This is a genomic window from Tistrella mobilis (genome assembly GCF_039634785.1).
In the GTDB taxonomy this organism is placed as follows: domain Bacteria; phylum Pseudomonadota; class Alphaproteobacteria; order Tistrellales; family Tistrellaceae; genus Tistrella; species Tistrella mobilis.
The window spans coordinates 120,135-132,632 of record NZ_JBBIAB010000007.1; the positions used below are offsets into that span (position 1 = coordinate 120,135).

Sequence of the window (12,498 nt, forward strand, 5' to 3'; positions counted from 1 at the left end):
TTTCCGAGCCGCGCCCCATGGACCAGACCCTGCCCGCCTCCGCCCCGTCCACCCGCTGGACCCGCTTCCACGGCGTGCGGCGGGTCTTCCGCAACCTGGTCCTGCGGGGGGCGCTGCTTGAACTCGTCACCTTCGGCTTCTACCGCTTCTGGCTGGCCACCGACATCCGCCGGCACCTGTGGTCCCATACCCTGGTCGATGGCGACCCGCTGGAATATGTCGGCCGCGCCCGCGAACTGCTGATCGGTTTCCTGATCGCGACCGCGATCCTGATGCCGGCCTATCTCGTGTATTTTCTGATCGGCATCGAGGCCGAGCGGGTGCAGGCCTTCGCCAGCCTGCCGCTTTCTCTGTTCCTCTATCTCTTTGCCCAGTTCGCGGTCTATCGGGCCCGCCGCTATCGGGTGACCCGGACCGTCTGGCGGGGGCTGCGCTTCACCATGACCGGGTCGGGCATCGGCTATGCCTGGCGGGCGGCACTCTGGGATCTGGCGGTGCTGCTGAGCCTGGGCGCCGCCCTGCCCTGGCGGCAGGCGGCGCTTGAGCGCTATCGCATGCGCCACACCGCCTATGGCGACCTTCAGGGCGGGTTCGACGGCACGGGGCGCGAGCTGTTCCGCCGCGGCTGGCATCTCTGGCTGCTGACCGTGCCGGCCCTGCTGACCATCATCCCCCTGCCCTTCCTGATCGCCGCCTGGCGGGCGACCATGCTGCAATGGTGGGTGTCAAATGTCCGCTTCGGCGAGGTCCGCTTCCACAGCTATCTTGAGCGCCGGGCGCTGTTCGGCACCTATTGGAAGGCGACCGGCTGGTGGGTGTTGCTGGGCATTCTGATGGGTCTTTGGGTGTCCGGCATCTTCGGCCTCGCCGCCGCCCTGGCACAGCCTGCCCCCGACGGCACGCCCGATTACGCCGCCGCCTTCGCCCATCCGCTGGCGCTGGGCGGCCTGGGGCTCGGCTATCTGCTGATGGCGCTCGCCGCAGGCGTGGTGGTGCGGATCTACCTGACCCGCGACATCTGGGCACGGATCGTCGAAACCACCGCGGTCTACGGGCTGGAGGCGGCCGACCACGCAACCGGTCAGGGCGAGGCGGTGGACGCGATCGGCGAAGGCTTCGCCGGCGGGCTCGATCTCAATATCGGGGGTCTCTGACCATGACCGAGGCGTCCGGAACCGATGCCCGCGCGATCTTCTTCGACGGCCGGAGCGCGCGCCGACGGCAGGTCACGATCATCATCGGCCCGGTGCTGGAGATCGTCGAAGAGGGCACGCCGCTCGCCCGCTGGGCCTGGGACGACATCCGCCGCGCCGACGGCCACGGCCGGCTGCGCCTGAAGACCCTGGCGGGGAGCAACCCGCTGGCACGGCTGGAGATCGCCGACCCCGGGCTTGCGCGCGCCGTCGAAACGCGCTGCCCCGCGCTCGATCATGGCCAGGGCCGCGGGCGCACCCGCCAGGTGCTCGGCTGGTCGGCGGCCGCCTGCGTCTCGATCGTGCTGCTGGCGCTTTATGGCATCCCTTTCGCGGCCGACCGGATCACGCCGCTGGTGCCGCGTTCGGTAGAGGCCCGGCTGGGAGAGGCCACCGACCGTCAGGTCCGGGCGCTGCTGGGTGGCGAGGCCTGTACCCGTCCCCAGGGTCAGGCCGCGCTGGGGCAGATGGTCCGGGCCCTGATCGATGCCGGCCTGCCGCCCGAGGACGACGAGACCGTCATCGACGTGGTGGTGCTGTCGTCCGACGTGGTCAACGCCATCGCCCTGCCGGGCGGGCGGATCTACGTCTTCGACGGCCTGTTGCAGAAGGCCGAAACCCCCGACGAACTGGCCGGGGTCATCGCCCACGAGATCGGCCATGTCCATCATCGCGACGGGCTCCGGATGGTGATCCGGGCCGGCAGCACCTCTTTCGTGATCGGGCTGCTGTTCGGCGATGTGGCAGGTGGCGCGGCGATCGTCACCGCCGCCGATGCCGTGCTGAATGCCGCCTATTCCCGCGATGCGGAAACCGCCGCCGACGACTTTTCGGCCGCGGCCATGACCAGGCTGGGCCGCTCTCCTGCGGCTTTCGGCGACCTGCTGGTGCGGGTGACCGGCGAGACCGAAGGCCATGGCACCCTGCTGGACAGCCACCCCTTCGGGGCCGACCGTCTGGCCCGCCTGGCCGCCGCCGGAACCGCCGCGGCCGGGACCGCCACCGAGGGCCCCGCCCTGCTGAGCGACACCGACTGGCAGGCGCTCAAGGGCATATGCGGCGGTTCTTCTGCATCCGGCCCGCCGGCCCCGGGGCCGGAACGTCAGCGGCTGAAGAACAGCGACAAGCCCTCCGGTTCGTGACCCGCCGCACCGGGTGCCATCCGCGTATCAGGGGATAATACGCGTATATCATTGAACATATCACAACCAAAAATAAGGTTGGATATTGCCAAAGCGCGGGTCTACCCTGAATTAAGCAACCCAGACGTTATGACCGCGGGCCGCCGCCGCCGATGGCGAGCGGGACGGAATGATGCTGGCGGACCATCAACCCCAGGGTAATTTCTTCTTCGAGGTTGCACCTCATGGATGAAGACGCCCCGCTTCCGGCCGAGGACGGCACCACAGAGACGACGCCAGGCGCCGGCCGGGCGGCATCTGTCGCCCGCGGGCCGGACGTATCCGGCCGGGTGGTGGTGGTGACCGGGGCGAGCAAAGGGATCGGCCGGCGGGCGGCGGCACATTTCCTGGAACGGGGTGATCTGGTGCATGGCTGTGCCCGCAGCCCCTCGCCCATCGAGCATCCGGCCTATGTCCACCACCGGCTGGACGTCGCCGACGAGGCGGCGGTCAAGACGATGATGTCGACCATCCGGCGCACCCATGGCCGGATCGACGTGCTGATCAATGCCGCCGGCGAAGCCTCGATGAACCATGCGCTGCTGACCCCGGCCGAAACGCTGGACGCCCTGCTGCGCACCAATGTGATCGGCAGCTTCGTCTGCGCCCGGGAAGCGGCGCGGCTGATGCGGCCCGAAGCCCGCCGCCGGGATCGGGACGCCCCGGCAGACGCGCCCCCGGCGGGCGGGCGTATCGTCAACCTGTCCAGCGTCGCCGTTCCCCTGAAGCTCGCCGGTGCGGCCGCCTATGCCGCCGCCAAGGCGGCGGTCGAAAGCCTGACCCAGACGCTGGCGCGGGAACTTGCCCCCATGGGCATCACCGTCAATGCCGTCGGCCCCGGGCCGGTGCGCACCCGCATGACCCGGACCGTGCCGCCCGAGACGATCGACCGGCTGCTTTCGGCCCAGACCGTGTCGCGGCTGGCCACCACCGACGAGGTGGTGCGGGTCATCGATTTCCTGGCCGACCCGGCGGCCGCGATGGTCACCGGCCAGATCATCTATCTGGGAGGGGTATCGCGATGACCGAAAGCCTGCTCGACCGGATCGCCGGCCTCGGCGCGGCGGTCGCCCTGATCGACGATGCAACCGGTATCGAGACCTCGTTCGCAGCCCTCGCCGATCAGGCCCGGGACGCGACGGAAGGGCTGCGGGCGGCCGGAGTTTCCGCCGGCGATGTGGTCAAGCTCGACGGCGAGGCCGGCGCCCGGACGCTCGCCCTGCTGCTGGCCCTGCAGGCGCTGGGCGCCGTCGTGGCGCTCGACACCTCGACCGTGCCGGCCGAACGCGGCGACAAGGCCGCCCTTGCCCGGGCGGTCTGGCAGCTGCGCCCCGAAACCGGCCACCGGCCGGAAGCGATCACCCCCGAAGGCGACGAGGCACCGCTGGTGGCACAACTGCGCGAGGCGGGCCATGCCGGGCTGATCCTGTTCAGCAGCGGCACCACCGGCCGGCCCAAGGCGATGCTGCACGATCTGGACCGGCTGAGCGCCAGCTATCTGGGCGGCGCCCCCCGCACCAAGCCCCTGCGCCTGCTGCTTTTCCTGATGTTCGACCATATCGGCGGCATCAACACCATCTTCTCGAGCCTGGCCCAGGGCACGACCCTGGTGCTGCCCGCGGAGCGCACGCCCCTGGCGGTTGCCGGCGCCATCGCCCGGCACCGGGTCCAGGTGCTGCCCGCCTCGCCCACCTTCCTCAATCTCATGCTGATGAGCGGCGCGATCGAGGCCCACGACCTCTCGACGCTGCGGATGATCACCTACGGCACCGAGCCGATGCCCGAAGGGCTGCTCGGCCTGCTGCGCAGCCGTCTGCCCCGCGCCCGGCTGCTCCAGACCTTCGGCACCTCTGAAACCGGCATCGTCTCCACCGTCAGCCGGGCTTCGACCAGCCTGGCCATGCGCTTCGACGACGAGGCGGTCGAGCATCGCATCGTCGATGGCGAGCTGTGGCTGCGCAGCCGGCGACGGATCGTCGGCTATCTCAACCACCCGATGGATGCCTTCACCGATGACGGCTGGTTCCGGACCGGCGATCTGGTCGAGGAAACGCCCGACGGCTTCCTGAAAGTGAAGGGGCGCGCCAAGGAGATCATCAATGTCGGCGGCGAGAAGGTGTTCCCGGCCGAGGTCGAAGGCGTGCTGATGGCCTCGGGCCTGGTCGCCGACTGCAAGGTTTTCGGCCAGCCCAACGCCATCACCGGTCAGGCGGTGATGGCCGAGATCGTGCCCGCCCCCGACGCGGTGCCCGCCGATCCCGCCGCCCTGGTGAAGGCGGTCAAGGCCCATGCCCGCGAGCGGCTCGACCCGTTCAAGGTGCCGGTCCGGGTGAAGATCGTGACCGACATCCCCTATTCGGCCCGGTTCAAGAAGCTCATCTCGCGGGAGGCGTCATGACGGATCTGGTCATCTTCGGGTCGGGCGGTTTCGCCCGGGAAGTCGCGGCCTATGCCGCCGATGCCGGCTTCACGCTGCGTGGCTTCCTCGACCTGTCCCGCACGGCCTGGGAAGAGCACGGTGCACCGGCCCCCGCCTGGCTGGGGCGGCCCGAGGATTATCAGCCGGCCCCGGGCGAGGTCTTCGCGCTCGGCATGGCCGAGATCGCGGTGCGCACCGAGCTGATCGCCCGCTGGTTCGACGACGCCGGCTGGCCCGCCGCCACCATCATCCATCCGACCGCAACCGTCATGCCGGGTGCGGAGATCGGCCCGGGCACGGTGCTCGGGCCCCGGGTCCATATCGGCGTCAACGCCCGGCCCGGGCCCTTCACGGTGATGAATTACGGCTGTTCCTTCGGCCATGACGGCGTCTCGGGCCGCAACAACGTGTTCTCGTCGGGGGTGCAGCTTGCGGGCTATGTCACGCTCGGCGCCAACAACTTCTTCGGCATCGCCGCCTCGGTTCAGCCGCGGCTGACGCTGGGCGACGGCAACCGCATCCAGGCCGGCGTATCGGTCGCGGCCAATGTTTCGTCCGGTGCCTTCGTCTTCCGCAAGGACCAGCCCAAGACCGCCTTCCTGTTCGCCCCCCAAGCTGCCACGCCCACCCCGTCCAACGAGGTCACGACCCCATGAGCGATCCCGTGCTGATCATCGGTGCCGGCCCGGCCGGCTGCGTTGCCGCCCTCACCCTGCGTCGCCGCGGTCGCGACGTCGTCCTGCTCGAACGTGCGACCGAACCCGCCTACAAGATCGGCGAAAGCCTGCTGCCCGGCACGCTGTCGCTGCTCGACCGGCTGGGGCTGATGGACCGGATCATGGAACGCGGCTTCGTGCGCAAGCCCTCGGCCACCTTCGTCTGGGGGCTGGGGCAGGCGCCCTGGACCTTCTCCTTCGCCACCCCGCGGCCCGAGCCCTGGATCTACGATCACGCGATCCAGGTCTACCGCCAGGAATTCGACGGCCTGCTGCTGGATGCCGCCCGCGATGCCGGCGTCGACATCCGCATGGGCCATGCGGTCGCCTCGGTCGATTACGACCATGGCGACGGCGTGCTGGTCCGCGCAAGGCGGGTGGCCGACGATGCCGAGGTGGTGCTGCCCGGATCCTATGTCGTCGATGCCACCGGTCAGAACGGGCTGATCGCCCGCGAGCTGGGGCTCAGGCGGTATGACGAGTTCTACCGCTCCCTCGCAGTCTGGAACTACTACCCCTCGATCCGCAAATTCACCGGCGACCTGGACGGCACCACCTTCTCGATCACCTTCGAAAAGGGCTGGGTGTGGATGATCCCGCTCAAGGACGGCACCTATTCCGTGGGCGCGGTGGTCGATGTCGACAATGCCGCCGAGATCAACGCCCGCGGCCGCCAGGCCTTCCTGGAAGACTGCCTGCGCGCCGCGCCGGAGGTTGCCTCCATCGTCGATCTGGACGATCCCCGCGCCGAGGCACGGATCATCCGCGAGTGGTCGTACAATGCCGAGCGCATGTCGATGGGCCGGGCCTTTCTGGCCGGCGACAGCGCCTGCTTCACCGACCCGCTGTTCTCGCAGGGCGTGCATCTCGCCACCCAGTCGGGTGTCTATGCCGGGGCTGCGATCGACTTCCTGATCGACCATCCCGACCGGGCCGATGATGTCCATGCCTGGTATGACGCCGCCTATCGCGAGAGCTATTCGCAGTATCACGAGTTCCTGGCCTCGTTCTACAGCTATGCCTCGGAAGTCATGCCGGCCTCGAGCTTCTGGTCGAAGCGCCGGGTGCAGGGGCTGGAAGACAAGCGCTTCTCGGACAAGACCTGGTTCGCCCGCCTGACCGGCCAGGCCGAAGAGACGGACGAGGACGAGCTGCTGCGCAAATTCGTCAACCGCTCCGGCAACATGATCAGCCTGGGCCAGCATCTGCGCACCGAACTCACAGACGACTTCACCGAAGAGGAACTCGCCGCCAAGCGGGTGCAGTGGATCGGGACGCTGACCCGCAATCTGAACGCGATCAAACGGTTCGAATGGACCGGCGGCGAGGTCTCGCTGGTGCCGACCTTCAAGGTCGACCCGATGGATTTCAGCCTGGTCGAGCGTCAGCTTGTCGCCGACGGACGCGGCCGCCGGATGATGAAATACGCCATGACCGAAGCCCATCGCGACGTGCTGGCGGGGCTCTCGCACGAGACGGTCGGCTATCGCGAACTGGTCAAGCGGCTGAAGCAGGCCGATGACGGCCCCGACCTGTCGTCACAGATCGTGATCCGCCTGATCGAGGCCGGGATGCTGAAAGGCTATGACCGCGACGACCAGCCGGTCGAGATCCAGCACCGGCTGCGCTTCGACGGTGTCGGCGCGGAATACGAGGTCTGAGCGTCGAGGCAGGAGACCCCATGGTGACCCCAACCGTTCTGATCGTGCCGGGGCTGGGCGGATCCGGCCCCGACCATTGGCAAAGCCTGTGGCTGGACGAAAACCCCGCCTGGCGGCGGGTGGAACAGCGCGACTGGGACCGCCCGGTCGCGTCGGAATGGCTTGCGGCGCTGGACGAGGCGGTGGCGCTGGCACCCGGCCCGGTGGTGCTGGTGGCGCACAGCCTGTCCTGTGCGCTGGTGGTGCGCTGGGCGGAAACCTCCGCCCGCGCCGGCCGGGTGACGGGCGCTCTGCTCGTCTCTCCGGCCGATGTCGACAGCCCCGACCACACGCCGGAAGAGGCCCGGGTCTTCGCCCCGATGCCGACCCTGGTCCTGCCCTTCCGCACCCTGGTGGTGGCGAGCGACGACGATCCTTACGTCGCGCCCGAGCGGGCCGCCGGCTTCGCAGCCGCCTGGGGCGCCGATCTCACCCTCATCCCCGGCGCCGGCCACATCAATGCCGATTCGGGCTTCGGCCCCTGGCCGCTTGGCCAGGATCTCTTGAGAGAATTGATGGAGGATTTCTGAGCGGCCCGGTACCTCACCCTCTTCCCCCGCCGCCCGCGGCGCCCCCGCAGATTCCGTCCCCCCGCGCATTCCCTCAACGGGCGCAGATGCCCCGTCCGGGAGGCAGCCCCATGCTGCATCACCTCAACCTCGCCCAGCGCGACATATTCTTCGATCGCACGCTCAACCCCGACCGGCTCTATCTGGTCGGGGGCGAGATGCAGGTGGACGGCGCCTTCGACGATCGGGCGGCGGCGGCCGCCTATCGGGCGGTCATGCGCGACGTGGCGGCCATGCGGGCGCGGCTGGTGCTGCAGGATCATCAGCCGATGCTGGCGGTGGCCCCGCCCGACGACGCCGGCCCCATCCCCGTGCGGCTGGAAGATTTCAGCACCGACGCCGAACCCGGGATGAGCGTCGCCGCCCGGGCAGCCGCCCTCTGGGCCGAGCCGATCCGTCCCGAGGACGGCCGGGTCATGCACGACATGTGGATCCTGAAGGCGGCCCACGACCGGCGGACCATTCTGTTCCGCTGCCATCATCTGATCGTCGACGGCTGGGCCGGGCTCGCGCTCTTCGATCGTTTCCGCCGGGCCTATGACACGATCCTGGCCGGCGGGACACCGCCGCCCGACCCCGCGCCGCTGCCCGATCCGGCCGCCGAACATGCCTGGGTCCAAGGCCCGAAAGCGGCCGAAGACAGCGCCTTCTGGGCGCGCGAGCTGGGCGATCTGCCCGCCCGGGCCTTTCTGCGCCGCCCGCCCTTCGGGCCGTCGCTCAAGGCCCGGATCACCCGCGACCGGGCGGCCTTTGCCCGGATCGAGGCGGTCGCCGCCGCGGCCGGCGTTCCCCTGCCGGCCCTGCTGCTCACCCTGTTCGCGACCCTGGTCCACGAATTGACCGGCCGGGCGACGATGATCGTCGCCACCCCGGTCCGCAACCGGATGATCGCGGCCGAACGCGCGGCCATCGCCCCCTTCGTTCGGCTGATGCCGCTTGGCCTGCAGATCGACCCGGCCGGACGGCTGGGCGAGGCCGCAGCCGCGGTTCAGGCGGCGATGCGCCGTGGCTTCCGCCATCAGCGCCTGCCCATGGGCGCGATCGGCAAGGCGCTCGGCCGCAGGCCCGGGGCCGGCGATGCCATGCTCGGCGATGTGCTGTTCTCCTTCGAGACCCGGCCGGCCACACAGGGCTTCGCCGGCTGCCGCACCCTGCTCCACCCGGTCAGTCACGAGGGCGACAAATACGCCCTCGCCCTGCATGTCCGCGATCTGGGCGGCGAGGGGCCGGTCGATTTCGATCTGGCACTGGATGCCGCGCATTGGGGCCCGCTGGGCGCGGCACCGGTGGTGGACCGGCTGGGGCCGATGCTGGAGGCGCTGGAGCGGGCGACCCCGGACACGCCGCTGGCACACCTGATCCCGCCCATGCCCGCGGCCGAACGGGCCCTGATCGCGCGGGTGAACGATACGGCCCGGCCATTGCCGGGGCGGGCCGGCGGCGCCGCGAGCGTCGTGGAGCTGATCCGCGACACCGCGCGTCTCAGATCTGCCGACCCCGCCCTGGTGACCGCGGCGGGAGAGGTCACGAGCTTCGCCGCCCTCGACCTCTGGTCCGACAGGGTCGCCCGGGCCCTGATCGCCCGCGGGGCCGGCCCCGGGCGGATCGTGGGCGTGATGATCGACCGACGGCCCGCGATGATTGCGGCGGTTCTGGGCGTTCTCAAATCCGGGGCGGCCTTCCTGCCGCTCGACCCCGCCCTGCCGGCGGCACGGCTGGCCGAACTGGCCGCGGATGGCGGGGCGATCACCGTGATCACCTGCCGGGACTTCGCGACCATCGCGACGGGCCGGCCGCTGCTGGTGATGGATGACGCAGGCGCGCTCGACGCACCCGAGGTGGCGCTGCCGGCCCCGGCTCCCGACCATCTGGCCTATCTGCTCTATACCTCCGGCACCACCGGGCGGCCGAAGGGGGTGATGGTCGACCATGCCGCCCTGCTCAACCGGCTGGTCTGGCAATGGCATGCCCTGGGCCACCGGCACCACGAGCCGATCCTGCACCGCACGACCGCCAGCTTCGACGTCTCGGTCTGGGAGATGCTGATGCCCCCGGCCATGGGCGCGCCCATGGTGCTCTGCCCGGCGGTGACCGCCCATGACCCGCAGGCGCTGGCCCGGTTGATCGAGGCGCGGGGCGTCGCCTGCCTGCATTTCGTGCCCGGCGCCCTGGATGCCATGCTGGCCGGCCTGCCCGCCACCGACGACGAGCGCCTGTCGCGGCTGCGGCTGATCGTGACCAGCGGCGAGGCCTTGAGGGCCGAAACGGTGCGCCGGGTCGCGGCCCGCTGGCCGGGTGTCCGGATCGTCAATCTCTACGGGCCGACCGAGGCCGCAATCGACGTCGCCCGCCATGATGCCGATCCCGAAGAGACGGTGGTGCCGATCGGCCGGCCGGTCTGGAACACGCAGCTGCTGGTGGTCGATCCCGACACCCTGCAACCGGTTGCGGTGGGCCGGCCCGGAGAGCTGGTGATCGGCGGCGTTCAGCTCGCCCGCGGCTATCTGGGCCGCCCGGAGCTGTCGGCCGAACGCTTTCCCGAAGATCCGGCAAGCCCGGGGGCGCGGCTCTATCGCACCGGCGACGAGGCGCTGCTGACGCCGGACGGCGTGTTTCTTTATCTGGGCCGCCGGGATGATCAGGTGAAGATCGATGGTGCGCGGGTGGAGCCGGGCGAGGTCGCGGCACGCCTGGCCGGCCATCCCGCCGTGCAGGAGGCGGCCGTCCGGGCCGTCGCCGGCCCCCGCGGCCCAAGGCTGGCCGGCTGGTATGTCGGCGAGGGCGTCTCCCCGGCCGAGCTGCGGAGCTGGGCCGCCGGGCGCCTGCCCGGCTGGATGGTCCCCGCCGTGCTCACCCGCCTGGACCAGCTGCCACGCCGGCCCAACGGCAAGCTGGATGCCGCAGCCCTGCCGGCGCCGGCCCTTGCCGAGGGGCCGGTCCGCACCGCCCCGGCGACAGCCCTTGAAGCCGCCATCGCCGGCGCCTTCGCCCGGGTGCTGGACGGGGTGACCGTGGACGCCGCCACCGACTTCTTCCTGGCCGGCGGGCATTCGCTGACCGCGCTCCGGCTCACCGGCGAGATCCGGGCGGCGACCGGTCTCGAGACGGACCTGAAGCAGCTGTTCCTCAACCCGACGCCGCGGCTGCTGGCAGCGGCGCTGGATCAGGCCCGCATCGCCGCCGGCGATCACGAGGATGACGGGCCGCTGCCGCTGTTCCGGCCAGCGACGGGGCAGCCAGGGACGGGGCGAACGGCACCGGTCTTCCTGATCCCGCCGGTCGCCGGAGAGCCGGCCATTTTCCTCGATCTTGCAGCGCGGCTCGGCCGGACCGCCTGGGGGCTGCGCTTTCCGGCGCATCCGGCCGCGGGTCTGCCGGAATTCGCCCGCCATCTTGCCCGCACGGTGCTGGAGATCGCGCCCGGCGGACCCTGGCGGCTGATCGGCTATTCGCTGGGCGGCATGGCCGCCTTCGATGCCGCCCGGCTGATCGAGGCCGAAACAGGCGGCCGGGTCGATCTGGTGCTGCTCGACACCTCGGCCGAGCCGGTGCCGATGCATCCCGATGCGGTCGCGGCCAAGTTCGACCGCGAATTCGCCCGGGCCGCGGCCGACGGCACGGATGCCATGGGCCGCCTTGCCGCCGGTCTCGGCCGGCCGGCGGTGGCACGGCTGAAGGCGCGGGTGCTGCGCAATGCCCGGGCCACCACCGGCTGGCGGGCACGCGGCGTCATCCATGGCGACATCACCATGATCACCGCCCGGCGCGACCCGGCAGAGCGCCGCCCCGAACGCTGGGCCGCCCATACCACCGGCCGCTTCCGGCTGATCGGGCTGGATGCCGGCCATTTCGATCTGCTGTCGGACCGGATGATGCCGGATCTGGTCCGGGCGCTGGCGCCAGCCCCCGAACCGGTCCCCGCCTGACCCTTCGCCACAGACCCCGCCCAAGACAGAGGAGGCCCGAAGATGGCCGATGAAGCAGCAATCCGCGACATGATCCTGGCCACCCTCGCCGAGGTGAACGAGGAACGCGAGGAACCCTTCGACCTTGCCCCGGGGCCCGCGCTCATCCTCTACGGCAGCGGCGGCGTGTTCGACAGCATGGGGCTGGTCAACTTCCTGACCACGGTCGAGGAAAAGCTCGAGGATGATTTCGGCGTCACCGTGTCACTGACCTCAGAAAAGGCCGTGTCGCGCAAGGTGAGCCCCTTTGCCAGCGTCGAGGCCCTGACCGGCTTCGTGATGGAAGAGATCGCCGAGGCCGACGGCGCCGATACCCCCCTGCAGGCGGCCGCATCTTGAACCGCCGGGCGCTCATCCTGGGCACCGCCTCCGGCCTGCTCTATGGCGGCTGGGCGTTCTTCGCCAATCACGGCGCGGGGATGCCTGCGGGGCTCAGGGCCGCTGCGGTTCAGTTCCTGCTGAGCTTCGGCGCAACCGCCGTGCTCACGCTCGCCATGGATGCGATCCTGGCGCGACGGCTGCGGGCCGGCGCGATCGTGGCGGCGGTGGTGCCGATCAGCCTGCTGGCGGTGGTCTTTGCCACGGCACATGCCCTGGCAGGCACGCCCCATGTGCTGGCCACCATCGCGCCCTCCTATGGCATCGGACTGGTGTTCTGTACCGTCTATGTCCGGGCCCGGCGGGCGGCGGTGGCGCGAGAGGCTTGTCCATCGCCGGCCGGGCGCCAAGTATAGGAGGGCCGCCGCCCACCCGAT

10 protein-coding genes are annotated in these 12,498 nt (G+C 70.5%); all 10 read left to right on the forward strand.

Features of this window, described 5'->3' with window-relative positions; all coding sequences use genetic code 11:
• Positions 1-17 precede the first annotated feature (17 nt).
• The 10 genes from WI697_RS12100 to WI697_RS12145 all read left to right on the forward strand — a co-directional run bounded on the left by WI697_RS12100 (position 18) and on the right by WI697_RS12145 (position 12,477).
• Positions 18-1,154, forward strand: a complete 1,137-nt coding sequence (locus tag WI697_RS12100) for a DUF898 family protein (RefSeq protein ID WP_345958633.1) — start codon at positions 18-20, stop codon at positions 1,152-1,154.
• 2 nt (positions 1,155-1,156) lie between these two features.
• The gene (locus WI697_RS12105) at positions 1,157-2,335 is read left to right on the forward strand and encodes a M48 family metallopeptidase (protein ID WP_345958634.1); all 1,179 of its coding nucleotides are present in this window, start codon (positions 1,157-1,159) and stop codon (positions 2,333-2,335) included.
• Positions 2,336-2,559: 224 nt separating this feature from the next.
• Positions 2,560-3,399, forward strand: coding sequence for an SDR family NAD(P)-dependent oxidoreductase (locus WI697_RS12110; RefSeq protein WP_345958635.1), 840 nt, complete (start codon positions 2,560-2,562; stop codon positions 3,397-3,399).
• Complete coding sequence (locus tag WI697_RS12115) at positions 3,396-4,772, forward strand: ANL family adenylate-forming protein (protein WP_345958636.1); 1,377 nt, start codon at positions 3,396-3,398, stop codon at positions 4,770-4,772. Before WI697_RS12110 ends, WI697_RS12115 begins: the two co-directional genes overlap by 4 nt.
• Positions 4,769-5,449, forward strand: coding sequence for an acetyltransferase (locus WI697_RS12120; RefSeq protein WP_345958637.1), 681 nt, complete (start codon positions 4,769-4,771; stop codon positions 5,447-5,449). The genes WI697_RS12115 and WI697_RS12120 overlap by 4 nt, the downstream gene beginning before the upstream one ends.
• Positions 5,446-7,170 (forward strand): NAD(P)/FAD-dependent oxidoreductase, encoded by a 1,725-nt coding sequence (locus tag WI697_RS12125; protein ID WP_345958638.1) that lies wholly within the window; start codon positions 5,446-5,448, stop codon positions 7,168-7,170. The genes WI697_RS12120 and WI697_RS12125 overlap by 4 nt, the downstream gene beginning before the upstream one ends.
• A gap of 20 nt (positions 7,171-7,190) precedes the next feature.
• Positions 7,191-7,739 carry an RBBP9/YdeN family alpha/beta hydrolase gene (locus WI697_RS12130; protein WP_062770313.1) on the forward strand — a complete coding sequence of 183 codons (549 nt, stop codon included), beginning with the start codon at positions 7,191-7,193 and terminating at the stop codon, positions 7,737-7,739.
• A gap of 110 nt (positions 7,740-7,849) precedes the next feature.
• On the forward strand, positions 7,850-11,704 hold the full coding sequence (locus tag WI697_RS12135) for a non-ribosomal peptide synthetase (protein ID WP_345958639.1): 3,855 nt from the start codon (positions 7,850-7,852) through the stop codon (positions 11,702-11,704).
• A gap of 42 nt (positions 11,705-11,746) precedes the next feature.
• A complete protein-coding gene (locus tag WI697_RS12140; RefSeq protein ID WP_062770307.1) occupies positions 11,747-12,082 on the forward strand; it encodes a hypothetical protein in 336 nt (111 codons plus the stop codon).
• Complete coding sequence (locus WI697_RS12145) at positions 12,079-12,477, forward strand: hypothetical protein (protein ID WP_062770304.1); 399 nt, start codon at positions 12,079-12,081, stop codon at positions 12,475-12,477. The genes WI697_RS12140 and WI697_RS12145 overlap by 4 nt, the downstream gene beginning before the upstream one ends.
• Positions 12,478-12,498: the final 21 nt, after the last annotated feature.

What these genes read in the sequence shown, in the direction of transcription:
- WI697_RS12135 (WP_345958639.1), top strand. Translation starts at nt 7,850, where the DNA reads ATGCTGCATCACCTCAACCTCGCCCAGCGCGACATATTCTTCGATCGC.
- WI697_RS12105 (WP_345958634.1), top strand. Translation starts at nt 1,157, where the DNA reads ATGACCGAGGCGTCCGGAACCGATGCCCGCGCGATCTTCTTCGACGGC.
- WI697_RS12110 (WP_345958635.1), top strand. Translation starts at nt 2,560, where the DNA reads ATGGATGAAGACGCCCCGCTTCCGGCCGAGGACGGCACCACAGAGACG.
- WI697_RS12100 (WP_345958633.1), top strand. Translation starts at nt 18, where the DNA reads ATGGACCAGACCCTGCCCGCCTCCGCCCCGTCCACCCGCTGGACCCGC.
- WI697_RS12115 (WP_345958636.1), top strand. Translation starts at nt 3,396, where the DNA reads ATGACCGAAAGCCTGCTCGACCGGATCGCCGGCCTCGGCGCGGCGGTC.
- WI697_RS12125 (WP_345958638.1), top strand. Translation starts at nt 5,446, where the DNA reads ATGAGCGATCCCGTGCTGATCATCGGTGCCGGCCCGGCCGGCTGCGTT.
- WI697_RS12140 (WP_062770307.1), top strand. Translation starts at nt 11,747, where the DNA reads ATGGCCGATGAAGCAGCAATCCGCGACATGATCCTGGCCACCCTCGCC.
- WI697_RS12130 (WP_062770313.1), top strand. Translation starts at nt 7,191, where the DNA reads ATGGTGACCCCAACCGTTCTGATCGTGCCGGGGCTGGGCGGATCCGGC.
- WI697_RS12120 (WP_345958637.1), top strand. Translation starts at nt 4,769, where the DNA reads ATGACGGATCTGGTCATCTTCGGGTCGGGCGGTTTCGCCCGGGAAGTC.